This window comes from uncultured Cocleimonas sp. (assembly GCF_947495625.1).
Lineage (GTDB): Bacteria > Pseudomonadota > Gammaproteobacteria > Thiotrichales > Thiotrichaceae > Cocleimonas.
On sequence record NZ_CANLZW010000041.1, the window covers coordinates 1 to 23,697 of the forward strand.

The window sequence follows — 23,697 nt, forward strand, 5'->3', positions numbered from 1 at the left end:
TATATGGAAGCAAATCTATCCCTGTCAAAACGGTTGAATATTATTTTGCAAAAATGGAGGAGACCATATATGGGGGGGTGTCTTAAATTAATTGGCTTTTAAATCAAAGAGCGGTATCAGCAAGAAATCATTAGTAATCAAACCACAACCATCAACTTTTTCAGTGATTCCAGGTTTACTTTCGCCACTTCTGCCAAATTAGTCTGATCGGGTATATGTAGATTTCTATTATTACATTCAATCAAACCTTTATTTTGAAGTCCTTTAAATGTCCGATTTACATGAATAGTGGTTAGGCCTAAGGCATCGCCTATATCTTCTTGGGTGATAGGCAAATGTATCGGCTCTGATTGATTCTGTTTCAGCGAGGTTTCGCGAATATATAAACTCAGCAACAAATAGGCTATTTTTACTTCAGCATTATGGCTGGCAATGGTCGTTAATGTTGAGTAACAACGCTGAATGGTCATTTCACTAACAGAACTTATAGCGATGGATAGCTCGGGTAAATCTGCAAGTTTGGTTTTAAATCGGTCTAGCGGGAATGCACACAAAGTGATGTCGGTTAGTGCGATTGCCGAATGATCCAATGCCCGATTAGATGATTTATAGCTTAGAAAATCTCCTGGTAGGGCAAAGCGTAAAATTTGTCTGCCACCATCTTCGAGGGTTTTGAACAGGCTTACCCATCCTTGATGAAGTGTGTAGGCTCTGGTGGGTATATCACCTTCATGATAAATGTAATCACCTGCGTTAAAAGTGATTTGTGAGGTTCGAAGTTCTCTGACCTTATCCAGATGAAAGGTATCTATTTCACCAAACAGGCTAGATTTGCGAATAGCGCAATTTTCGCATTTTGGTAAATCTTGAGTGATGAATTTTCTAGCCATTTTTTGCCATCAGCTTTTAAGACTATCTTAGAAAAAAGAAAGTAAATAAATTAAACAAAGAAAGCGGTTCAGAAACTGAACCGCTTAATACCACCACTTTGGAGGATGAGCATTACTGTATGTCGTACTACATCAAGTGATTACTGTATTGCAAATATTCATTCAAGTTGGAATGAATCATATTACATGTGTTACTGAGATTTATTTGCATTTCCTTTTTGAGCTTGAGCAGCCATGGCTTTTTGTTGTTGCTCAATTTGTTTAGCCATCGCTTCATATTGTCTACGCTGAGCTTCCATCGCTGACATCATTTGCTGATAGTTTGGACGCTGTGCCTGTTGACCACGTTGAGCATTGTAACCTTGAGGTGCTGCTTGTCTTTGCATCTGCATCTGAGGTGCATAGCCACGATTGTTGCCATAGTTGTTAGGCTGGTTGTTTCCCCAAGGCATGTTTCCACTATTGTTCCACGGCATATTTCCATTGTTGTTATTCCACGGCATGTTGCCACCACCGTTCCAGGGCATATTACCGTTGTTATTATTCCAAGGCATATTGCTGCCACTGTTCCAAGGCATATTGTTGTTATTGTTACTCCAAGGCATGTTTGAGCCGTAGCCACCGCTTCTATTAGAGTTCTGTGCATTACCCATCATGTTTCCATCAGTGTTTCCGGCACCCATAGCGTTAGCTGCGGTATTTCCTGAACCCTGACCATTGCCACTAAAGCTGCGGGCCTGATCCATATTGGTTTTGCCCTTACCTTTAAAATTAACATTGAAATCCACTTCGCCATCGGCATCGCCTTTTCCTGTGCCCCAGCCTGTACCAGTACCAGTGGCATTTCCGGCTGCATTGCCTGCACCTTGTGTATTTGCAGCTGCATTTCCTGAGCCTTGTCCAGAACCTGATCCGTCGTTAACTCCATTCATCGTATCTGCTGATACAACCCCGCATAGCGTCATGATTGCTGAGAATGTAAATATTTTTATTGTTGACATGGTTGTTCTCTCCTTGGAATTTATAAAAGTGATCGTCATAAAGGGGAATGATGATCAAAGACGATGAATGGAAACTTGAATCAGTTTAATGATATGACTGAATAAGGGATTTAATTCGAATAAAATTCACCGTGCATGACAAATTAACATAAATTAAAGTATTGCGATTAATCTATGTTAGTTTCTTGATGGCTTCTATCGTGTTCATTTTTTAATGATAACAACTTTCTACAGGTTGCTTTTGCTGATATTCAGTAGTCTTGTCTGGTTTTACTAACAGTGCTGTTAATTGATGTTGATCTAAATACGTCAAAGCAAATAATCTTTTATAAATTGAGTTTTGGGATTTTCATTTTTTGATTAATGAAAAATCACTTCGCGCAGCATAAATTCTATTTACGTTTTCAAAGTACAAAACGTAATATCATTCCGCAAAGCATAAGTTTCTTTGGTCATTTTAAATAACAAAATGAAAAGTCACTTAAAAGTAGGGGGGTGACTTAGTCGTGATTTAGTTAATGTGAATTAGATTAGTGATTCACTCAAGGAGGGAGTTATTTCTTTTTTGCACTGTTGTTTGTCGATGTACATGCGTCTATCGGCAACCTTCACCAACTCCTCGATGTTATCTCCATCTTCAGGGTAACTGGCGATTCCAATACTGGTTCCTACATGTAGTTTACAGCCATTATATGCGATGTGGGCTGATACATTTATTCTTATCTTTTTGCACAGTGTTTTGATGAATTGATCGGTGAAGCAGTTGGTTTTGAGCCCGATTAAAAATTCATCTCCGCCTAAGCGTGCGACATAGTCTTCTTTTCGTATGGTTTGCAATAAGCGTTTTGCGGTGATTTCCAGGACTTTATCTCCAGAGTCGTGACCATAATGATCGTTTACTTTTTTAAATCCATTAAGGTCGATGAAAATTAGGGTGAGCTTGGTATTAGATTGCTTTGCTTCTTCCAATGCCTGCCGCATGCGTTTTGTCATGGAACGGCGATTGGGTAAGCCTGTGAGTGCATCCAGATTCGCGAGCTTTGCATGTCTTTCTGCTTCCAAGGTTTTTACCCTGGCAATCTTTGTGAGTTTATCCTGAAGTAACATATTTTTACTGATGAGGTTGTCTCGAATTATTTTTGACGTTGCAGCGACCGTGATGAGCGACATCAGATAAAAAACCTGACCAATGAATAACAGGAAGTGACTGCCCGTAGCATCTTGGTGGACGTATATTTTGATGATTGCGTAGCTGACTAGTAGCATGGCACCCAGAATGACCGAAAAGTGCGTGGGTAGATAACTCCAGGTAAAGGAATTATAGACAAGTACCATGAGCGCCGCGAAATACATGCCATGAGAGTAATCTCCATCTCGGGCTATGAAGATGGCAAAACAGATCGCTATGCCGGATACGACATAACCGGACATAAGGATATTGTTGTAATGCTCGAGGAAGAATTCTCGTTTGTAGGTTAGGTAATATATAAAGGCGTATAAGATAAGGTTGGCTGCGCGTGGGATATAGAGCTGTATTAAGACGTCTTTCGAAAATCCAAAATAATCCATTACTGAATACAATACATAAAGCAGACTCCCGAGTATCACGATCACTCGGGTAGAATTGACTTTTTCATCCGCCAGATTATCTCCAAAAGATATGGATTTGTATTTTGTTTTGAAAGTGTTTATGTTCACGTTTTTTAGTTTTTAGTGGTTTCTTATCTTTATTAAAAAGTTATATAAACAGCCATTCTCAGAAGTATCCTTATATTTTGAGTACTTGCTTATTTTTTGTTATTTATTAGTTGTTATTTAGTGCTTCTGTATTCGTCTTTGGTTATGCATTACATTATTTTGCTTCGTCTTGATTCTTGTTTATCCAGATACATATGTTGGTCTGAAGCTTTTATTAATTCTTCTATGGTCTTTCCATCACCGGGGTATGAGGCGCAACCTATACTGACTCCTACCTGTAATTTACTGTGGTTAAATACAATCGGAGCTAAAATATTCTTCTTTAGTTTTGCACAGAGACTGTCGATAAACTTGGCTGAGAATCGATTCGTTTTAAATCCGATAAGAAATTCATCTCCGCCAATTCGTGCCAGATAATCTCCTTCACGAATGGTGTGTCTGAGGCGTTTAGCCGTGACTTCCAATACTCGATCACCAGAGTCATGGCCATAGGTATCATTGATTGCTTTAAATCCATTGAGGTCCATAAATATAAGGACCAATAGTGTGTTGGTGTGTTCGGCTTCTTCTAGAGCCTTTTGTAAGCACTCTGTGATATAGCGTCTATTCGGTATTCCTGTCAGTGTGTCCAGGTTTGCGAGTATTTCCTGTTTTTCAGCTTCTTTTGTTTGTTCCTCTGCTTCCTGGATTAAGCTATTTTGTAATCTAATATTTTTATAGATTAAATTATCTCTAATGTACTGAGCTGTCGCTGCAATTACCGCGCTAGATACCAGATAAAATACATGAGACATTAGTGTTAGTAAGCGTACCCCTTCTATGTCTTTATGGGCAAAAACTCTCATACAGATGTAGGTTAAGATAAAAAACGCACTAATAAATACTGAGCTTTTTATCGGTAGATAACTCCAGGAAAAAGAGGTAGCCACCAGTATTATTAGTGCAGCAAAGTACAAATCGTATGAATAGTCACCCATTTGAGAAACATAGACGCCAACCGAAATGGTAGTACCACAGGCAAAATAACCAATCATTAAAATAGGAATATAATATTTTATGAATATGGGTTTGTAGGTTAGGAAATAGATATAAGCAAGAACCAGCAGAAGTGATCCACGAGCAAGATAAATTGTTTCTAACGTTTCATCAGGTAGGCCAAATTTGTCCATTATCGTATAAACAATAAATAGCAGCGCCCCAAGTATTACAATAATACGGGTTGAAGAAACTTTTTCATTTATTATGCTTTCATTGAAGGAAGCCGTTTCTTCTTTGGATGGTTTAGAAGTTATTATCACGTTAGTTTATGGCTTATCTGCTTTTATAATTATTAATATATATTTGCAAGCAAACAGTTTGCCGCATTGTCGCCATACTAAATTTATTAGCTGCTAAATACTACTTTTTCAGATAAGTGGTTTGTACAATAAAAGCGTGATAGAAGTGATTGTTATTATTGATTTAAACGTATGGGAAAAATGCCAATGAACGCATCTGAAAAATCTAGATAGGTTGTTTCAATGTCAGAGTGAAATATCACTTCCAGAGATCAATATCTTTACCTGATTTTAATATTTTATCTGCATAGACTTTGCCAAAGTCTAACCAGGTTTCATACGTTTCATATTCTTTATCGGCAACATAGGTGAGCAGTTGTGTCATGTGAAATGATTTTAATAAGCCAGTAACACGACCTTTCTCTTCACCGTTGTCATATAAAACCAAAGCTGGTCGATAGCTGATACCTAGTTTTTTTATCCAGTCTTTGGCGGTGGTTTTGTTGCCGTCTATATCGATGATTTCTTTCTCTGATAGTGCATCTAGGCGTACAAAATTATAGGCTTTCATGAGCGTGTCAATTTCAGGTTTGGCGAGGATATCTTTGTGGAACTGTGAACATTCGCCGCAGGTTTTATCTTCAAATAAAAGGGCGATGGGTTTGTTTTGTTCGCTGGCTTTTTTGAAATCGGTAATTTCAGTAAAGTTGTTATTCGGCAATAACTCGTAAACGGCATCATTCAGATTTTCGCTACGATAGCTGGCGAGATCTGTTTTCTCGTAGGCTTTATCTTTGACGTAATTCAATACCGTTTTGAATTCACGGGGTGTGCGGTAGCCGTTGAGTCGAGCAACCACTTTATTATTGGCGTTCATAAACAATAACGTGGGTGTGTACATAACCTTTAATGCTTTGGCGAGTTCCTGTTCGGTGACTTCTGTATCTTCGTTGAATGCAATCTCACGATCACCTTTGATATTGATATGAATACTATCGAAATTAGCTTTGATGAATTCCATATTGCCGCCATCTTTTTCTGCGGTTTTGAAATTGTCTTGTAACATCTTTGCGCAATAAGGACAGCCGTTTAAATCAGCAAAAACAAGCATGTGTTTGCCGTTTTCTGCAGCTTCGGCGGCATCTTCTCTAAAGTCTAAAAAGCTTTCTTTGAACCACTCTGGGAATTCTACGTCAGCCCCACCCAATATCTTCCCTGGTGTTGTTGCGGTATCTGTAGATGCACTTGTCGTGCTATCTGCAAACACTGAATTACCAGTGTAGATGAAGCAGATAGCGAGTAGCAACAGTGATTTAATTGACAGTGTTTTTAATGAGAAATGATTGAGTAAATTCATAAGGCTATGTCTTTATTATGTCTTTATTAGAGCAGTAAGCGGAATGCTTACATCACTAGGCAAAATAACATATTAAGGTAGATCATCAAACTCACTAAAGTTGTATTTAACTACTGGCAAGATAGATACAGTATTAATGTTTATAACTAGATGATTTAGTACTTCTGTGAAGTGAGTACCCAGATGATGACGGTTTTGTCTTTCTTTGATGGGTTTTTGTAGAAATGTTGTTTGTCATCATAAATAGAAAAGCTATCACCTTCTTCCAGAGTAAATTGCTTGCTGTCTATGGTGAGTTCTAGGGTGCCAGAAAGCACCACACCGGCATCTTCACCACCTTTGCGTTGGCGTGGCTCTGGGTCGCTTACGGTGCCTGGTTCTAAGGTGGTTTGTAGCATCATGATTTCACCACTGAGTCTTGGTGAGAGTAATTCTTCGCTAACTCCGGTACCTGAAAACTCAAGATGACGACGCGTGTTGCGCCGAACGATATAGTCTACTTCATCTTCTTTTTGTGGCGTGTCGGTGTGGAAAAACCAGGTTATCTGGACTTCCAGCGTATCGCTAATCGCCTGTAACACAGGAATCGGTAATGATGAAACGCCGCGCTCTACCTGACTGAGATAACCCACCGATTTATTAATCTGGTGGGCGAGGTAACTGATCGTCATACCTTTGGATTTACGCAGGTCACGGATTTGCTGACCAAGGCGTAAATTGCCCTGATTAGCTTCAGCATTAGCAGCTTCTGTCTCGCTTAATCTGTCTGTAAAGGTTTTGGACATTCGGTTAGTGTTCTCTCTATCAATGACTGCGGAAGATGTTATTGTGCATTAATCAAAATGTACTCTAAAAAAGTGCCTTAAAGTAGGGGGGTGACTAATAATTCATTTCTAACACTTAATCTTTTCCATTTTAGGATCATAGAATGAAGAAAGTGAAGGTTTTACTTTGTAACGGACGCATTCCACTTCAATCTCAAATTCGCTGGCTTCTAACCATGCTTTATCGATACCACCTTCGTATTCTACATAGCCCATAGCGATTGTCGCCCCCATTGTATGACCAAACATACCCGATGTCACACGGCCGGCAATTTTGCCATTCGCATAGATGGGTTCTTCGTGATAACACAGTGGTTGATCGTCTTCAAACAAGAAGGCGACAAATCTCTTGGTTAATAAGCCTTTTGCTTTTTGTGCGAGTAGGGCTTCTTTACCAATGAATCCACCTTCTTTATTGAAGTCAGAAGCAAAGCCTAAGCCGCCTTCTAATGCAGTATCTTCATCGGTTATGTCATGTCCCCAGTGACGGTAACATTTTTCCATGCGCAATGAATTCATGGTGTGATAACCGTACGGCTTGATGTCGAACTCTTCGCCGGCTTGCATAACCGCATCGAACACACTCGGTGCAAATTCAGTCGGGACATAAAGCTCCCAGCCTAATTCGCCCACATAAGTAATTCGTGAGGCACGAACTAATGCATACTGCACATCAATCTCGCGTGAATTCGCAAACGGGAATGCTTCGTGAGACATATCTGCTTCGGTCAATTTGCTTAAGGTCTCACGAGACTTTGGTCCCATTACTGTGATTACTGCATAAGCCGAAGTTACGTCATTTATTACAACAGATTCATCTTCTTGTTTATTGCGGTGTAACCAGGCAACGTCACGTGTTTGGCAAGATACACCCGATACAATCAGATAAGCATCTTCACGGATACGCGTAAGTGTTACGTCAGCTTCGATACCACCACGCTCGTTTAACCATTGGGTGTAAACCATTTTATCAACGGCTACATCGATGTTGTTCGAACAGATGCGGTTCATGAACTTGACTACATCAGGTCCTTCAACCTGATATTTAGAGAATGAACTCTGATCGAGAACACCTACGCCATTTCGGACGTTTTCGTGTTCACGTTTATTGTTGTCGAACCAATTCTGTCTACCAAACGAGTATTCGTATTCAGGTTTCTGACCTTCATCAGCAAACCAGTTAGGGCGTTCCCAACCATTTTCACAGCCAAATACAGCACCTAGTTTTTCTAATTGAGAATGAAGTACTGAGCGTCTTACACCGCGTGCTGTTCTGAATTGCTTAAAGGGGTAATGCGTTTCGTACAATAGACCTAAAGTTTCAGTGGTGCGTTCAAACAAATAACGCTGGGTTCCCTGGAATGGATTATTACGACGAATATCAACGGGCCATAAATCTTGTGGTGGATGATCCTTCTGTATCCATTCCGCCAATACTTTACCTGCACCACCAGCAGATTGAATACCAACCGAGTTAAAGCCTGCAGCGACAAAGTAGTTACGACACTCAGGTGATTCGCCTAATTGGAAGCGGTCATCCGGGGTGAATGATTCCGGACCATTAAAGAATAGCTGTAGTCCCATTTCTTGTAATTCAGGAATACGATGCATGGCTGCTTCTAGGTAAGGTTCCAGATGATCAAAGTCATCTGGGATTTGGTCAAAACTAAAGTCTTCCGCAATACCTTTCATACCCCAAGGCTTTGCATCTGGCTCGAACATACCAACCAGTAATTGACCGCCTTCTGGTTTGAAGTAACAGTAGCCATCCATATCGCGCATCGTCGGTAAATGGTCTTGTAGGTTAGGCATTTTTTCGGTGACAACGTAAAAGTGTTCTGCTGCATGTAAGGGGACGTTAACCCCCGCTTTCTTACCAAATTCATGCGCCCACATTCCGGCACAGTTGACTACGATTTCAGCTTCAATATCGCCTTGCTCTGTAACCACACCTGCCGCTTTGCCATCTTTGATAATCATGTCGATCACTTTAGTGTTCTCAAAAATTTGAGCACCACCATTTTTCGCACCACGTGCTAAAGCGTTGGTAAGATCAACCGGACTTGCAATGCCATCGTTTGGTAGGTGGATGGCACCAACAACATCATCTATATTCAGTAATGGCCACATTTCTTTAGCCTGATCTGGATCGATCACATCACAAGGGAAACCTGCAACTTTCGCCATAGATGCGCCACGTTTAAGTTCTGCAAGGCGTTCTTTATTTGTCGCAATTGTCAATGAGCCATTACGTACATAGCCTGTTGCCTGTCCTGTTTCTTCTTCAAGCTTGCCGTAAAGATCCGCACTGTATTTTGCCAACATCGACATGCTGTAATTAGCGCGTAGCGTAGGCACCAGACCTGCTGCGTGCCATGTTGTACCACAGGTTAGTGTTTTTCGTTCGAGTAACACCACATCGGTGATACCTAATTTTGTTAGGTGATAGGCAAGACTACAACCGATAACGCCGCCGCCAACGATTACGACTTGTGCTGATGAAGGTAATGCTTTACTCATGGTGTTATTCTCTAAATGGATCTAAATGTTAAAAGTTAAGTGGTGTTAACTGTTAATTAATTAAGGCTGTGTGTCTAAATCGTTTGTTAAAAAACGATGGTTTTATTTCCGTGTACTAAAACGCGATCTTCTAAGTGCGCTCTAAGTCCACGAGCTAAAACCAGTTTTTCCGTGTCTTTACCTAAACGAACCAGATCTTCAACTTTATCGCCGTGATTAACGCGTGATACATCCTGTTCAATAATGGGACCTTGATCCAGATTTTCAGTGACGTAATGACAGGTTGCACCAATCAATTTAACCCCACGAATTGACGCTTGATGATAAGGCTTGGCACCGATAAAAGAGGGCAAGAAACTGTGATGAATATTGATTACTTTATGTTTATATTTAGCACAAAGCGTAGGAGGTAAGATTTGCATATAACGCGCAAGAACCACTGTGTCTCCCTGATACTCTTCAATTAGTCTTTCTACTTCATCAAATCCAGGTTGCTTGTTATCTTTCTCGATCACAACTTTGTGATAAGGAATACCGTAATGTTCTACGATTCCACGCATATCATCATGATTTGAAATCACACAAGGAATTTCACAATTGAGCTCGCCACTGTGCCAACGGTCTAATAGATCAGTTAAACAATGAGTACCTTTACTTGCCATCATGATGACTTTTTTAGGAACAGAACTATCTTCTAGTTTCCAATTCAAGTTAAGCGATTCAGCTAAGGGCGTGAGTAATTCTCTAAACTCTTCCAAACTCACGTCCAGTGAATCAGCAAGAATTTCGATGCGTGAGAAAAACCATTTAGTTTCATCATCACCATGTTGTGAAGCATCTGAAATCCAGCCTTTATGTTTTGTGATAAGAGTACTGACTTGATTGACGATGCCAATTGCGTCTGGGCAATCGAAGGTTAAACGATAAGTATGCATAGCTATGACCCTTTGTAATATCGATGAAATCGTTTTTAATACTGTGTATTTAAAGTGATTGTAGAAGAATAAATGAAAAAATACACAAAAATTTCATTTAAATGATAAAAAATGAAATTTCAACATTAGAGGCGTTGTTTTAATCACTACAGAAATAGAAATACTTGTCGTGTTAGATGTCGGGATAAGATTAAATACAGGTTAGTTTAGAACAGTTTTCTTTATTAAATTAGGTCAGAATAACTAGATGAAAGAACACTTTACGATAGGTATTGATACTGGCGGAACCTACACCGATGCGGTTGTGGTTGATACCGCAAAACGCGAAATCCTCGCCAGTGCAAAATCACTCACCACACATGGTAATTTGTCTCTAGGCGTTATCAATGCCTTGAAACAAGCGCTCGAAACGGCAGATACAGTTGCTAAAGATAAAAGTGGCAAGTCATTTGATGTTTCTGAGATCGCGTTGGTTTCACTTTCCACAACCTTGGCGACGAATGCTCTGGTTGAGGGGCAGGGATCATCTCTTGTGGTTTTCTTGCTGGGCTTTAACGATGCAATGGCTGAACGCACTGAAATTACAAAGGCGATACCAGATGCAACAATCGTCCGGATCAATGGTGGGCATGTTTATACCGGTAAAGAACAGCAACCCTTAGATCTCGATACAATTCGAGATGCACTTAACAGTGAGATAGGCAAAGCTGAGGCATTTGCTGTAGCAGGTCATTATTCAGTGCGTAATCAATCTCATGAAAGAGAAGCGGCTGAGTTAATCAAAGAAATCACTGGTGCGCCAGTGACAGCTTCTTGTGATCTTTCCGATTCATTGAATGGGCCAAAGCGTGCGCTAACGGCAGGATTTAATGCACAAATTGTCTCTTTAATCGTGCAACTAGAAAGCGCGGTGCGTGAAGCCATGCAAACCCTGGGTATCAATGCTCCGATCATGATTGTGAAAGGTGATGGATCAATCGCCCGTGCTGATTCTGTGATGTACACGCCGATAGAAACCATTTTGTCAGGTCCCGCCGCGAGTGTTATCGGGGCGCGTTATTTAACCGGTCAAAAGGACTTTCTGATTTCAGATATCGGCGGTACGACAACGGACGTGGCAACCGTTGTTGATGGCTGGCCAGCCTTGAATGAAGCGGGTGCCGATGTCGGTGGTTATCGTACTCTGGTTAAAGCCATCGATATGAAAACGCTGGGTCTGGGTGGCGACAGCGAAGTTGAAATTGACGGTTTACAAAATATAACGTTATTAGCTAATCGTGCATTGCCGTTATCAATGTTGGCGATGCGTTTCCCACATATTGAAGAAGAATTAGCCTGCGCACTCACAGCGGATAGCGGTATGCATTCGGCATTGCAGTATTTATTGTTGCAATCATCCGCTGACTCTTCTGACTTTAGCGAGCGTGAACAAGAGTTACTAGGCTTATTAAGTACCGAGAAACCAATCCCTTTTCGTGAAGTCATCGTCTCTGCCAAAGATCGCAGTACCCTAAAAAGGCTTATAAGTAGGGGGGTGATCAGAATGTCTGGCTTTACTCCAAGTGATGCGGCCCACGTATTGGGAATGCAATCACAATGGAATACCAAGGCAGCTTTTTATGCCTGTGAATTGTTGGGTCGTGCTACGGGTTATGTGAGTAACAATAATACCGCTGAAAAGATTCAAGCCTTCGCTCAAAAAGTACATGGAGCGGTGGTTGAAAAAAGTACGCGTTTAATGATCGATCAACTCGCTGAGAAGTCATTTAATGATAATGACGTTTTGGTCAATGCGGTAGCCTCTGGGCATCCTCTTATCAAAGATTTACAGATAAAATTTGAATCACGATTACCTTTGGTGGCTGTTGGTGGTCCTGCTGGAATATTTTATCCCGATGTTGGCGATCGCCTGGGGAAAGAAGTATTAGTACCCGAATATAGTTCAGTGGCAAATGCCATTGGAGCGGCTGTCGGTCATGTGAAATCTAGCTGTATTATAGAAGTCACTTTGCATGAAAAACATGGTTATCAGGTTCATGCACGAGATGAAGTGATTCACGCTGAATCAGCCACTAAGGCATTGGAGATCGCGACTAAAATGTCTATTGCAGCAGTAAAACAGGATTTAATCACCAAGGGTGGGGAAGTTCAAAACGAATCTGATATCACAGTAAATATTGAGCGAGTAGAAATCCCCGATATGGAGGACGATGCGGGTTTAATTAGTGCTAAAATTATCGCTGAATGTGAAAGTCATGCGAGCTAGAAATGAAATTAAGTAAGTTAGTTTGTTATTTTTTTATTAGTAATTTGATATTAATAGGTAGTGTAAATGCTACGGCTAAAGAGACAGTTGCAAGCACAGACAAAGACACTGTTTTTGATATGCATATGCATTACAAGTGGAGTCAAAAAGAAGTTACATCTCCAGAACAGGCGATTCAGTATTTGGCCGATCAAAATATTTCACATGCAGTGGTGATTGGTAAGCCTGCTAAAAATGCATTATTGCTACAAAAACTGGCACCCGAAAAAGTCATTGCTATCTACAGTCCTTACCGGGATTCGCAAGATTGGTATCGTTGGCAACGTAATGAAAAAGTGCTGGTTGATGCTCGAAAAGCGCTAGCTTCAGGTGAATATAAAGGTGTCGGCGAGTTACATATTCTGGGCGGTGGCTTTGCTCGTAAACTCGATTCATCAAATGTGTTATCGGGTTTGCTCAAATTGGTGCAGGAATACGATGTACCTATTATGATCCATACAGAATTCTCAAAATCTAATTATATGTTGGCAATTTGCGAGAAAAATCCAAACAGTAAAATCATCTGGGCGCATGCAGGTGCCATACTGAAACCTGATCAAGTGGATGAGGTCATGGGTAAGTGTCCGAATGTCTGGGGTGGCATGGCAGCACGTGATCCGTGGCGATATGTGGGTAATCAGCATACCGATGAAGCTGGAAAACTGTTGCCAGAATGGAAAGCGCTAATGATTAAATATGCAGATCGCTTTCTGGTGGGTTCAGATACGGTTTGGCCGGTAGACCAACTAGATGGCTGGAGCGAGCCCGATACCGGCTGGGAGCAGTTAGGACGATTCTGGGGATTTCACCGAAGCTGGTTGGCGCAATTACCAGACGATGTCGCAATAAAGATTAAACGTGATAATGCAATGAAGCTGTTTAAAGTCAAACAATAGGACTTATAAAAAAGCCCTAGAAGTAGGGGGGTGACTTAAAACTTATCTCACTTACAAATCATTCATCTAACAAAACCAATATATTTATCTACAATCACAAGAATTTAATTAAGAGCTAACTACATGAAAGAATTCACCTATTTATTTCTGGCTTTGGCAGTAATCGCTGAAGTCATTGCAACATCCAGCTTAAAAGCCACAGAAGAATTCACAAAAGTCGTGCCTACAGTCATTATGATCGTGGCTTATCTGGTGTCTTTTTACTTTATGACGCTGGTTTTGAAATTTATTCCACTAGGTATTACCTATGCGATCTGGTCAGGCGTGGGTATTGTATTAGTGACTATTGTTGGGGCCTGGAAGTATAAAGAAATACCAGATTTGGCCAGTATACTGGGGATGGGTTTAATTATATTGGGTGTGATTGTGATTCATCTCTTTTCTAAAAGTATCAATCATTAGAGTAAGCTTTAAGAAAATATGCCCTAAAAGTGGGGGGTGATGGTTAGTAGAGTTGTGATAACGAGATTAAGCGGCATTAGCCTTTTCTGCCTTTTCGTTTTTTTGATTACTTTTAATGCTTAATTTATCTGCATACATATTTTCATCGGCAAGTTTGATAAGGGCTTCAATATTCCGACCATCTGCAGGGTAGCTGGCAGTTCCAATACTGGTGCCTACTTTAAGCAAGTGTTCGTTAAAAGCTACTGGTTGTATAACGGTTGAGCGAATTTTTTCGCGGATTTTTTCGGGTATATCCGCTTCGCTTTTCTTTATCAATAAGCCGATTAAAAATTCATCACCGCCGATACGCGCCAATTGATCTTCTGTGCGAATACAGGTCTTTAATCTATTCGATATTTCGGTAAGGATTTCATCGCCTGCATCGTGACCATAATTATCATTTACGGCTTTAAAACCATTCAGATCAAGGAACATAATGACTAAATCCAGATTCTTTTCTTTGGCTCGATGCATGGCATGATCAAGCGTTCTGGTAATGTACCGACGATTTGGTAAATCGGTGAGTGCGTCCTTATTGGCGAGTTCTTTTTGGTGTTTTGCTTCGCGTGCTTTTTCTTCAAGGTTTATTTGTAACTGTTCCTGAAGCAGGAAGTTTTTAAAGATGTATTTATCACGTAATACTTGAGCCATTGCGACAATGCTTGCCGATGCGATTAAGAAAAACACGCTGACAACCAGAATCAATAATTCTTCATTTAATGCATTATGCATCACAATTTTAATGGCGGTAAATGTCGTAATCAGGATTCCCGTGACCAGAATTGATAGCCTGCGTGGCATATAACTCCAGCTAAATGTTGTGATGATCAACAGCATCAGCGCTAAGTAATAAACGTTGTGTGAATATCTTCCGGGTGTTGATAACGCAATCATCATGCAAATAGCTAAGCCTACAGCGAGAAAAGTAGCCATGCCGATTAAGCTATAGTGCTTGAAGAAACAGTTTCGATACGTCAGCGTGTAGAAAGTGCCTAAAACAAATAATGTAACGAGAGTTGTCGGTAGAATATTAGAAAACTCATTGGCGGGTAAAGCCAGGTAATTAATAGCAGTCAGGCAAATAAATAAAGCTGCGCCAAGAAATGAAATAATTCGTGCTGAATGTTTCTTTTCACGTTTCAAGCTTTGCTGAAAGGACAGTTCCTGTTCTGCAGTTAATTGAATGTTGTCCATATTTTGTTTTTTATTATTTGTGGTTTAACGCTGTAAGTGGCGTTACGCAATTAGTAGCATTACACTATCTTTTATTAAAAAGAGCTAGTTCAACTTGTGTGCAATCATTTTATCATTTTTATTAGCTTATTATTAAAATGTAGGACAAGTGGTCATTAGGAAATTAAAAATCTACTATCTCCCAGCCTTCAGGTGCTATTACTCCATCAGATAATAGAATTTTTTTACCTTTTTGATTGAGGTAACGTTTAAGGTTATCTTCTTTCATAATGCCAAAAGCAGTCCGGAAAATTTCTTCTTTACGTCGAAGTTCGCTCAGTTTACCTAACATGGCTTTATCAGTGCCGATCATGATGTTTTTGTAGCGCGCACTGCTTTCGTAGTCTTCAATCCATTGTTTTATTTCTGGAAACTTTTGTTTCATCGAATATGAAGTATCCACCACGATGAGTATTTGCTCTTTATTACTATTGAAATACGTGTGCGCGCCTGCCCAGGCTGTGACATGGAAAATAATAAAGAGCGAGAATACTTTGAGATATTTCATCGATTTTAGCTTAGTTAAAAGAGTTGATTACATTTCAGAATTGAGCAGGTTACCTATTCGGTAAGATGCTGAACTACTGGTTGATTTGATATAAGCGCCTTCTGCAAGACCAGACATGGCCTTCATTTCTGGTGAATCTAGCTCATAAGCGATGGTATGTATGGGGATAGCAGACCACTCAAATGCTTCTTTGACTTTGTCATAGTCCAGACCGGCAGTACGTTCGCCATCAGAGAGTACAAAAATTATTTTTTTATAGCCTGGGTTCTTCTCGTCAAACTTAATTAACTCAGACATTGCAGTCACTGTAGCATCGATAGTTGCCGTTTTGCCTCCCGCTGATAATCGTTCAACCGCGCCGATAAATAGTGATTTCTGTTGAACATTGTAAGGACGAATAGAAAGATCTACATTAACTCTATCGTTGTAAGTAATTAAGCCAATGGCGTTTTTACTACTGATTAAATCAGACGAGTCTATCAATGCGCGTTTTAGATTTTTAATTCGTATACCTTCCATCGAACCCGAAACGTCAGCCACGAAAATTGCAGCGATCGGCTTGCCGCCGGATTTTCTTTGTTTCCAGAGTTTCTGGGCTTCGCCAATGATGTTGTTATCTTTGATTTGATAGGCGCTTTTATATTCTGGGGTCTGATCAAAGCCGTAGTTCTTCAATTGTTTATTTTGAGTTTCTAAAAACTGAGCAAAGAGTTTTAGCACTTCGCGTTCGCTTTCATCGGCTTCAGGCGTTGCATAGAGCGGACTGTCATGGCGCACACCGAAAGGGATAAATTGATAGTCATTCATACCTTTAAGATTTATATAGGATTGTTTTTCCATGACGTAACCATCTAACACTCCGCTATTTCCCGTTTCATCACGCATTTGTAATGTGGTTTGGGCTACATAAGGAACACCGCCCTGAAAGGTTTCGAAGGATGAAGCAACATCGGGTGATAGCATTTGTGATTCATCACCATCAGAGAAAGCATTCAACACGGTAATTAAAAAGTTAAGTCCGGTACTTGATTGATAAGGGTTGGTATAACCCATTGCAAAATCACCACTGCTGACGACGGTGAGTAATTTGCTCATATCCAGTTTGCCATTTTCGGTAATCATATCCATTTTGGATTTCTTAACGACAATTCCTGCTGTATTTTTAGCCGTTGCTTCAGCGATTGTTTCGGTTTTAACGCCGTTGGCATTGAGCATTTCACCCCATAGATTGTTGCTAGGTGAAAATGCGTCTGGAACATAATTTTGAGAGATAATGAACTGTGCGCCCAGTCCTGATGCTATTTTACGGATAGCTATATATGCCTGTTTACCGTTAGATGTCTTTTGCCCCATCCGATTAAAGTTTTCTGCCATATCTACAAATAAACCATCACGATCGGTGCCACCTTTTTCTGATGAAGTAAAAATTTCAACAACTTCAACGGTTGAGCTATCTCGTTGATTACCTTGAATAGGGTAGTCATCTAAATTAGGCAACATAGAGAGTAGGTTGGTTTTGCTCAGTTTTATATTGGCGCGTACATTATTTTCTCTGTAACTGGGATTGACGCTTTTTTCGAATTTTTTGATTTCGCTGTATGCATCTTCTTTACTCATATTCGAGTTGGGTAGTAAATTATCCCCACATGCACTTAATAGGATGCTACTAAAAACAATGCTAAAAATAGCTAAGTTAGACTTCTTAAAATACATATCTAATACCCTCATTTATACCTTTTTTATTACTTTCTGAGTTTTGTTACTTCTGCCAGACTAACCAGTCTACTCAATGTATGGATGCGTTCAAATTTACTAAAAGATGGGATATTGGCAACTTCAACAGCAGTTTCCATTAACGCATTAAAGAGTTTTCGATTTTCTTCAACCAGTTCTTCCATGCGTTTTCCCTGACCTTCGCGTAACGTTATTTGCTTGTCTTGACGCTGTTGTATTTGATCAGTAATGACGCTTTCTTCATCTAGTTTATTCCGCATAATGCTGGAAATACTGTGATCGATAGCTACCATGTCGGTTAAGTTTTGTAGCGCATTCAACTGCACCGTACGTGCTGATGACAGGTAGCTAAGTGGGCCGTGTTCATTTCCCATAAACCGTGTTTCTACGACATGGTGATAGTCTTCAATAATATCAGTGAGTACTTTAGCTTGATGCATGCCTTCTTTATTGTTTAATTTTGTGAGTTCACTAGTCACTGCTTTTAAACGATCTAGCATCTCATAATGTTCTTTGAGTTCTCTATTTTTTAACCAGTTGAGTTCGTCCTGAAGCCGATAACCAAATAAACGATAGAGCAATGGCAGAGAAACAAGAGCAACTAAAGAAATGCCAGCATACCCTAAAATATAGACCCATGATGTTTGAAACCACCACGCGAACAAGCCAATTAAAATAATTGAAATTATGGCTCCCGTTGAGGTCAGTTTTAATATGTTCTTGAAAATAAGAAAATCCCGAGTATTTTTTACACGTTGCAATACCCCGATTATAACCAAGCATGAATCTGGATATAGTATTAGTTTAGGAAATCAGTATTTTTATAATGTGATTTGTGGAAAAGAGCCTAAAAGTAGGGGGGTGTCCTTTTATAATTAAAAAGACACCCTTTTGGTATTGGCGCGTTAAAAGGGCTTTAAACTAATGCTTTTGGTGAGACAATTACACCATCTTCATCAGCATAGATGTAATCACCCGCATTGATGTGCAATCCTAAAAAACTCACTTTAACATTGGTTTGACCAACGCCGTTTTTAACGGTTTTTAGGGGATGAGTTCCTAAGGCTTTAACGCCTAATTCCATCGTAGACATTTCAACTGAATCACGCACACAGCCATTGATGATAACGCCGTTCCAGCCGTTTTCAGCGGCTTTTGCTGCCAGCATGTCACCTAATACAGCACGATTCATAGATGCGCCTGCATCAATCACAAGCACTTTGCCGTTACCATTTGCATCATGACCATCCGAGTTAACCTGATCACGAACTAACTGGTTATCTTCAAATAGTTTTAAAGTAACGACTTCACCATGGATTCTCGGACGTCCGCCATAATTGTTAAGGCAAGAACCTACAACTTGTACGTCATCACAATTATCCCCACAAAACTCATCACATAAATCGGCTGTTAAAAATGGCATCGGGTATTACTCCTTTAAATTTGTATTTTCGATTGTAAGATTTAAAACGTTTTACTTTCAATATTTAAATTCCAGAAACAACACGGCACACCAAAAGGTGTGCCGTGTTGTCGAACTTTTTAATCATCTATAAATAGATAATTGGCATTCTCAATTATGAGAACTGGTTCATGGTGTTGTCTTCACCAGCCGCTTTCAGTGCAGCATCGCCAGAGAAGTATTCTTTGTGATCATCACCCATATCTGAACCAGACATGTTTTGGTGCTTAACACATGCGATTCCTTCACGGATCTCTTTACGTTGAACACCTAGTACGTATCCAAGCATTCCTTGGTCGCCGAAGTACTCTTTCGCAAGGTTGTCAGTAGACAATGCAGCTGTGTGGTAAGTCGGTAGCGTGATTAGGTGATGGAAAATACCTGCTTCACGTGCGCCGTCAGCCTGGAATGTACGGATTTTCTCGTCAGCTGTTGTTGCTAGCTCAGTTCCATCGTATTTAACATCCATTAGCTCGTCACGGTTGTATGCAGAAACGTCTTGTCCTGCTTCAGCCATTGCATCGAATACTTGTTGACGGAAGTTTAATGTCCAGTTGAATGATGGGCTGTTGTTGTAAACAAGCTTAGCATTAGGAACAACTTCGCGAACTGCGTTAACCATTCCGCCTATTTGAGCAACGTGTGGCTTCTCAGTTTCGATCCAGATCATGTCTGCGCCGTTTTGTAATGAAGTAATACAATCAAGAACACAACGTGCTTCACCAGTACCAGCTTTAAACTGGAATAGGTTAGACGGTAAACGCTTAGGACGTACAAGCTTGCCACCCTGGTTGATTACAACATCGCCGTTTTTCATATCTTCTGGAGATACTTCTTCACAATCAAGGAATGCGTTGTATTGGTCGCCTAGATCGCCTGGCTCGTTAGATACAGCGATTTGCTTAGTAAGACCAGCACCTAGTGAGTCAGTACGTGCAACGATAACACCGTTGTCGATACCAAGCTCAAGAAACGCGTAACGTACAGCACGGATCTTCGCAAGGAAGTCTTCGTGAGGAACAGTTACTTTACCGTCCTGGTGACCACATTGCTTCTCATCAGAAACCTGATTTTCGATCTGGATACAACAAGCACCCGCTTCGATCATCTGCTTAGCCATAAGGTAAGTTGCTTCTGCGTTACCGAAACCTGCATCGATATCAGCAATTATTGGCACTACGTGTGTTACGTGGTTATCAATTTTATCTTGTACTTCAGCTGCTTTAGCCATGTCGTCTGCGTCACGTGCAGCGTCTAGCTCACGGAAAAGACCACCTAATTCACGAGCGTCAGCTTGACGTAGGAATGTGTATAGTTCTTTGATTAAAGCGGCAACAGAAGTCTTCTCGTGCATTGACTGGTCAGGTAATGGACCGAACTCAGAACGTAGCGCAGCTACCATCCAGCCAGAAAGGTATAGGTAACGACGGTCAGTTTTGCCTTCAAAATGCTTCTTGATAGAAATCATTTTTTGCTGACCAATAAACCCATGCCAACAACCTAGCGATTGTGTGTACATAGAAGAATCTTTATCGTACGCTTCCATATCAGCACGCATAATGTCTGCTGTGTATTGAGCGACGTCTAAACCATTCTTGAATTTATTTTGAGCACGCATACGTGCAACTGACTCTGGGTTGATCGCATCCCATGAAGATCCGTTACTATCCTTAAGAGCTGATGCAGCTTGTATATCGTCTTGATACTGTGACATGTGTTCTCCTCCTTCTAAATATTGATTTATGGAGCTAAAAAAATAAAGCCATATGTGCCTGAGAAGGCGTAATAAATGACTACCGCTAAAATGTTGCTCTGCAACATCAGTGGCGGCTAAGAGTAGTAGAATTGGATTATTAAACAAGTAACTTATTTAAATTTTTACTATTCACCTCATGAATAGTAACAAATAGAACTTTAGATAGCTGATTAGAATTGTTTATGGCTGAATAGTCTTATTTAACTTTAATCCTATAACTTTAACGGAAAAGTTAATACTAAAGCAGTAAAGTTATTAAATTAGTTTATATTTGCAAAGCCTAAAATAAGTAATGCTGGTACTTAAATGAGAGCTGAAATGGTACTTAATTCAGTTGAAAAAATGAAATAAATAATTATTGAGTAACAGGCGTATTCTTTAAAATCAGTTTTGGCAGAGCTTTATTGGTATCAGCCCAATGCAAAGATTTGCTCCCTTTAATATCTTCATCAATATCTATCACGTTAATATTTACTCCAATCTTGGTGCCATTACTAGCATGAATCTTAGATTTCTCAGCAAAAACTTCGTTCCAGGGTATCGCTACGTTTAATTGATAGCCTGTATCTGTTTGAATTAAATGTGTCTGAGAACCTAAAGAATCAAATGGGGTAAAGGTGAAGGTCTTAGCTTTAATTTCTTCGGTATCTGACCCTATTTTATCCTCTGATTGACTGACATTATCGTCAGTTTTATTTGCTATGGTGTTTTTTGGGTCTTTGTCGTTACTTTTATTTTCATTGCTCGTATCAAGCGTTAAGATTATTTCATCACCTTTTTGAATATCATTATCATTCACTGAAAAACTGAAATAGAGGTGTTTGGTATCCCAGTTTGATTGCCATTTCGCGCTAATGTCACTAGCAGATACCCCAGATAATCTTGAGGGTATGGTTCTACTTTGTTGCATATTCCAGATTAGCTCTGGTTTTTTAGCATAAGGTACTGGAAGCTCAGTTTGTTCTGCGACGATGACACTTTGCGCCGTAGCATTTTCGGTTTCTTCCGGATGTAGATTGCTATCTAGATAGCGTAATAAAGAATCATACTTAGGTGCGTCTGCACGTGCTTGTCTGATGTGTTCTTTAACACCCCAGCTTCCGTACCAGCTATAAATTCGAGGTGCACTGAAGGCTACAAACAGTTTTCCGCCAGCTTGTTTCCACTCTCTCATTAATTCATCGTAGACAATTCCCATGCGTGGATCACGATTCGCGGCATAAAGCAATGGGTTAGGGTGCTGATTTACTTTTCGTGTATCCCAATCTACAAGGTGTTGACCACCTTCATAGGCAATTAAGTCGACACCAAAAGAAGAGGCTACTTTTTGTTGTTTCTGAATATAGGAAATGATGGTTTTCATGCCCCATTTAGAGTTTTTGTCCATCATTGCTTTAAATACGTCATCGACGCTATTAGCTTTGCGTAACACTTTCGGGTGAGCAGATACATAAGGGCCTATTGCTATTGCATCAGTGTGTTTATAAGCGTCTTCATAAGCGAGTATCTGGCTAGACATGTTCTGATTACTGGCCCAGCTACCTAAAACGCGCACTAATTGTTCAGAACCTCCAAAAGCTTTTTCCCAGATTTTAAATACTTCAACGCTGCGTTTTGAATACCATTTGTAACCTGCGGGTGATTTACTCGTATCTAGTTTTTCTTCGAGTCCTTTTTCTATGGCGTAATCATGATGAATGAAGATCGGGTTCCATACTTCATTACTGTATTCGATGTAAGCTTTTAGATTTGGGTTTAAGTTGGCTTTTACATATTCGCCAAACTTCCTAATGTAATCATCATTTGCTTTGTATGGCATTGAGAACCAAGGGTGCGCATTAACCTGGTTGGCTAAAGCCACCATTATCTCTACGGGTGCTCCGCGAGAATATAGTCCAGCACGTCCTCCCCAGGTTGCTTTATCAAGGGTGTTTCTTGTGCTCCAGTTTTCTACCGGATTTCGAGTCATCCCAGACATATTCATAAAGCGCAAAACCTGAAAATCTTTCATGAAGTTTAAGTAATCAGGATTGAATAAAATTTTGTCATGGTGTTTTTCAAAGGAGAGGAATTCACCTTTGCTGCAGTCTGATGCTATTTTTACTTTTATATGAGGATAGCCATCACAAATACCGCCTTCAGGGAGAATGCGAATATTCTTGATGTAATTATCTTTAGTTGTTTTTTTGATAAACAGCGATGCGTTGAGGATTTTATCTTCTCCTGCTTTAATTTCTATCACATCTTTGCCAGGGCGATGTACGATTAAGCGGGCATCATTACCATAAAAAATCTCGCCTTCACCATCATATAAAACCGTATAGAAACCGTCTTCTATAGTTTCAGCAGGTAGTCGATTTAAAAACTTGGTACCGGCTTGGCCTCCTTTAAGGTCTGTTGGATAGCCGTTTTTATCGTATTCAACATCTTTGTTACTACCCCAGGGCACTGTTTCAGCAAAAGGAATTGCAGGTTTAAATAAATTTAAGAACTGAACGCTTGAAGTGTCTTCTCTGATATCGGCAGTATTTATTCCAAGAAAAACATCTTGTTGTTTCTTGTTTTTTTTATCGAGATTGTTTGCAGTGCGTTTAGCATTGAGTACTGATTTTAATTGCTCTGCAGAAGGTGGTTTTGCAGCGGGCATATTAAAGTTTTTATAGTTTTGATAGTGTTGATTAAGATACGCACCCACTGCAAGTGTCAATAAAACAATTGCAAGGAGAAATAATCCCTTGATGATTTTCTGCATGTAAAGTGGTTTGGAAGTTGAAGGAGATGAGCTCTATTATATATT

The 23,697-nt window shown here is 40.0% G+C and carries 18 protein-coding genes; 3 read left to right on the forward strand and 15 right to left on the reverse strand.

Annotated features, from left to right (window positions below):
* Nucleotides 1-137: 137 nt before the first annotated feature.
* The 8 genes from Q1A31_RS18180 to purU form a co-directional block, all read right to left on the reverse strand.
* The gene (locus tag Q1A31_RS18180) at nucleotides 138-890 is read right to left on the reverse strand and encodes a Crp/Fnr family transcriptional regulator (RefSeq protein ID WP_299880255.1); all 753 of its coding nucleotides are present in this window, start codon (nucleotides 888-890) and stop codon (nucleotides 138-140) included.
* Between the two features lie 191 nt (nucleotides 891-1,081).
* Nucleotides 1,082-1,891 carry a hypothetical protein gene (locus tag Q1A31_RS18185; protein WP_299880258.1) on the reverse strand — a complete coding sequence of 270 codons (810 nt, stop codon included), beginning with the start codon at nucleotides 1,889-1,891 and terminating at the stop codon, nucleotides 1,082-1,084.
* 525 nt (nucleotides 1,892-2,416) lie between these two features.
* Nucleotides 2,417-3,589, reverse strand: a complete 1,173-nt coding sequence (locus tag Q1A31_RS18190; protein ID WP_299880261.1) for a GGDEF domain-containing protein — start codon at nucleotides 3,587-3,589, stop codon at nucleotides 2,417-2,419.
* 149 nt (nucleotides 3,590-3,738) lie between these two features.
* Complete coding sequence (locus tag Q1A31_RS18195; RefSeq protein WP_299880264.1) at nucleotides 3,739-4,887, reverse strand: GGDEF domain-containing protein; 1,149 nt, start codon at nucleotides 4,885-4,887, stop codon at nucleotides 3,739-3,741.
* Nucleotides 4,888-5,125: 238 nt separating this feature from the next.
* Nucleotides 5,126-6,223, reverse strand: coding sequence for a thioredoxin fold domain-containing protein (locus tag Q1A31_RS18200; RefSeq protein WP_299880267.1), 1,098 nt, complete (start codon nucleotides 6,221-6,223; stop codon nucleotides 5,126-5,128).
* A 155-nt stretch (nucleotides 6,224-6,378) separates the two neighbouring features.
* Nucleotides 6,379-7,008: a helix-turn-helix domain-containing protein gene (locus Q1A31_RS18205; protein ID WP_299880270.1), complete on the reverse strand. Its 630-nt coding sequence runs from the start codon at nucleotides 7,006-7,008 to the stop codon at nucleotides 6,379-6,381.
* A gap of 108 nt (nucleotides 7,009-7,116) precedes the next feature.
* Complete coding sequence (locus tag Q1A31_RS18210; protein ID WP_299880273.1) at nucleotides 7,117-9,567, reverse strand: FAD-dependent oxidoreductase; 2,451 nt, start codon at nucleotides 9,565-9,567, stop codon at nucleotides 7,117-7,119.
* Nucleotides 9,568-9,653: 86 nt separating this feature from the next.
* Entirely contained in the window at nucleotides 9,654-10,502 is an 849-nt protein-coding gene (purU, locus tag Q1A31_RS18215) for a formyltetrahydrofolate deformylase (RefSeq protein WP_299880276.1), read from the reverse strand.
* Between the two features lie 247 nt (nucleotides 10,503-10,749).
* Here purU and Q1A31_RS18220 point away from each other — a divergent pair, with 247 nt between their 5' ends.
* The 3 genes from Q1A31_RS18220 to Q1A31_RS18230 all read left to right on the forward strand — a co-directional run bounded on the left by Q1A31_RS18220 (nucleotide 10,750) and on the right by Q1A31_RS18230 (nucleotide 14,165).
* Complete coding sequence (locus Q1A31_RS18220) at nucleotides 10,750-12,768, forward strand: hydantoinase/oxoprolinase family protein (RefSeq protein ID WP_299880279.1); 2,019 nt, start codon at nucleotides 10,750-10,752, stop codon at nucleotides 12,766-12,768.
* A gap of 2 nt (nucleotides 12,769-12,770) precedes the next feature.
* Complete coding sequence (locus tag Q1A31_RS18225; protein ID WP_299880281.1) at nucleotides 12,771-13,703, forward strand: amidohydrolase family protein; 933 nt, start codon at nucleotides 12,771-12,773, stop codon at nucleotides 13,701-13,703.
* Between the two features lie 123 nt (nucleotides 13,704-13,826).
* Nucleotides 13,827-14,165: a multidrug efflux SMR transporter gene (locus Q1A31_RS18230; RefSeq protein ID WP_299880284.1), complete on the forward strand. Its 339-nt coding sequence runs from the start codon at nucleotides 13,827-13,829 to the stop codon at nucleotides 14,163-14,165.
* 66 nt (nucleotides 14,166-14,231) lie between these two features.
* Here Q1A31_RS18230 and Q1A31_RS18235 read toward each other — a convergent pair whose 3' ends face one another.
* The 7 genes from Q1A31_RS18235 to Q1A31_RS18265 form a co-directional block, all read right to left on the reverse strand.
* Nucleotides 14,232-15,401 carry a GGDEF domain-containing protein gene (locus Q1A31_RS18235; RefSeq protein ID WP_299880288.1) on the reverse strand — a complete coding sequence of 390 codons (1,170 nt, stop codon included), beginning with the start codon at nucleotides 15,399-15,401 and terminating at the stop codon, nucleotides 14,232-14,234.
* Between the two features lie 163 nt (nucleotides 15,402-15,564).
* Entirely contained in the window at nucleotides 15,565-15,948 is a 384-nt protein-coding gene (locus Q1A31_RS18240; protein WP_299880291.1) for a hypothetical protein, read from the reverse strand.
* A gap of 27 nt (nucleotides 15,949-15,975) precedes the next feature.
* Nucleotides 15,976-17,565, reverse strand: coding sequence for a vWA domain-containing protein (locus tag Q1A31_RS18245; RefSeq protein WP_299880294.1), 1,590 nt, complete (start codon nucleotides 17,563-17,565; stop codon nucleotides 15,976-15,978).
* A gap of 125 nt (nucleotides 17,566-17,690) precedes the next feature.
* Complete coding sequence (locus Q1A31_RS18250; protein ID WP_299880295.1) at nucleotides 17,691-18,443, reverse strand: hypothetical protein; 753 nt, start codon at nucleotides 18,441-18,443, stop codon at nucleotides 17,691-17,693.
* 155 nt (nucleotides 18,444-18,598) lie between these two features.
* Nucleotides 18,599-19,105 carry a ribonuclease E activity regulator RraA gene (gene rraA, locus Q1A31_RS18255; protein WP_299880298.1) on the reverse strand — a complete coding sequence of 169 codons (507 nt, stop codon included), beginning with the start codon at nucleotides 19,103-19,105 and terminating at the stop codon, nucleotides 18,599-18,601.
* A gap of 154 nt (nucleotides 19,106-19,259) precedes the next feature.
* Complete coding sequence (locus Q1A31_RS18260) at nucleotides 19,260-20,858, reverse strand: isocitrate lyase (RefSeq protein WP_299880301.1); 1,599 nt, start codon at nucleotides 20,856-20,858, stop codon at nucleotides 19,260-19,262.
* 397 nt (nucleotides 20,859-21,255) lie between these two features.
* Entirely contained in the window at nucleotides 21,256-23,652 is a 2,397-nt protein-coding gene (locus tag Q1A31_RS18265; protein WP_299880304.1) for a sugar-binding protein, read from the reverse strand.
* Nucleotides 23,653-23,697: the final 45 nt, after the last annotated feature.

What these genes read in the sequence shown, in the direction of transcription:
- Q1A31_RS18265 (WP_299880304.1), bottom strand. Translation starts at nt 23,652, where the DNA reads ATGCAGAAAATCATCAAGGGATTATTTCTCCTTGCAATTGTTTTATTG.
- Q1A31_RS18205 (WP_299880270.1), bottom strand. Translation starts at nt 7,008, where the DNA reads ATGTCCAAAACCTTTACAGACAGATTAAGCGAGACAGAAGCTGCTAAT.
- Q1A31_RS18185 (WP_299880258.1), bottom strand. Translation starts at nt 1,891, where the DNA reads ATGTCAACAATAAAAATATTTACATTCTCAGCAATCATGACGCTATGC.
- purU (WP_299880276.1), bottom strand. Translation starts at nt 10,502, where the DNA reads ATGCATACTTATCGTTTAACCTTCGATTGCCCAGACGCAATTGGCATC.
- Q1A31_RS18180 (WP_299880255.1), bottom strand. Translation starts at nt 890, where the DNA reads ATGGCTAGAAAATTCATCACTCAAGATTTACCAAAATGCGAAAATTGC.
- Q1A31_RS18220 (WP_299880279.1), top strand. Translation starts at nt 10,750, where the DNA reads ATGAAAGAACACTTTACGATAGGTATTGATACTGGCGGAACCTACACC.
- Q1A31_RS18230 (WP_299880284.1), top strand. Translation starts at nt 13,827, where the DNA reads ATGAAAGAATTCACCTATTTATTTCTGGCTTTGGCAGTAATCGCTGAA.
- Q1A31_RS18200 (WP_299880267.1), bottom strand. Translation starts at nt 6,223, where the DNA reads ATGAATTTACTCAATCATTTCTCATTAAAAACACTGTCAATTAAATCA.
- Q1A31_RS18245 (WP_299880294.1), bottom strand. Translation starts at nt 17,565, where the DNA reads ATGAGTAAAGAAGATGCATACAGCGAAATCAAAAAATTCGAAAAAAGC.
- Q1A31_RS18240 (WP_299880291.1), bottom strand. Translation starts at nt 15,948, where the DNA reads ATGAAATATCTCAAAGTATTCTCGCTCTTTATTATTTTCCATGTCACA.
- Q1A31_RS18235 (WP_299880288.1), bottom strand. Translation starts at nt 15,401, where the DNA reads ATGGACAACATTCAATTAACTGCAGAACAGGAACTGTCCTTTCAGCAA.
- rraA (WP_299880298.1), bottom strand. Translation starts at nt 19,105, where the DNA reads ATGCCATTTTTAACAGCCGATTTATGTGATGAGTTTTGTGGGGATAAT.
- Q1A31_RS18210 (WP_299880273.1), bottom strand. Translation starts at nt 9,567, where the DNA reads ATGAGTAAAGCATTACCTTCATCAGCACAAGTCGTAATCGTTGGCGGC.
- Q1A31_RS18225 (WP_299880281.1), top strand. Translation starts at nt 12,771, where the DNA reads ATGAAATTAAGTAAGTTAGTTTGTTATTTTTTTATTAGTAATTTGATA.
- Q1A31_RS18260 (WP_299880301.1), bottom strand. Translation starts at nt 20,858, where the DNA reads ATGTCACAGTATCAAGACGATATACAAGCTGCATCAGCTCTTAAGGAT.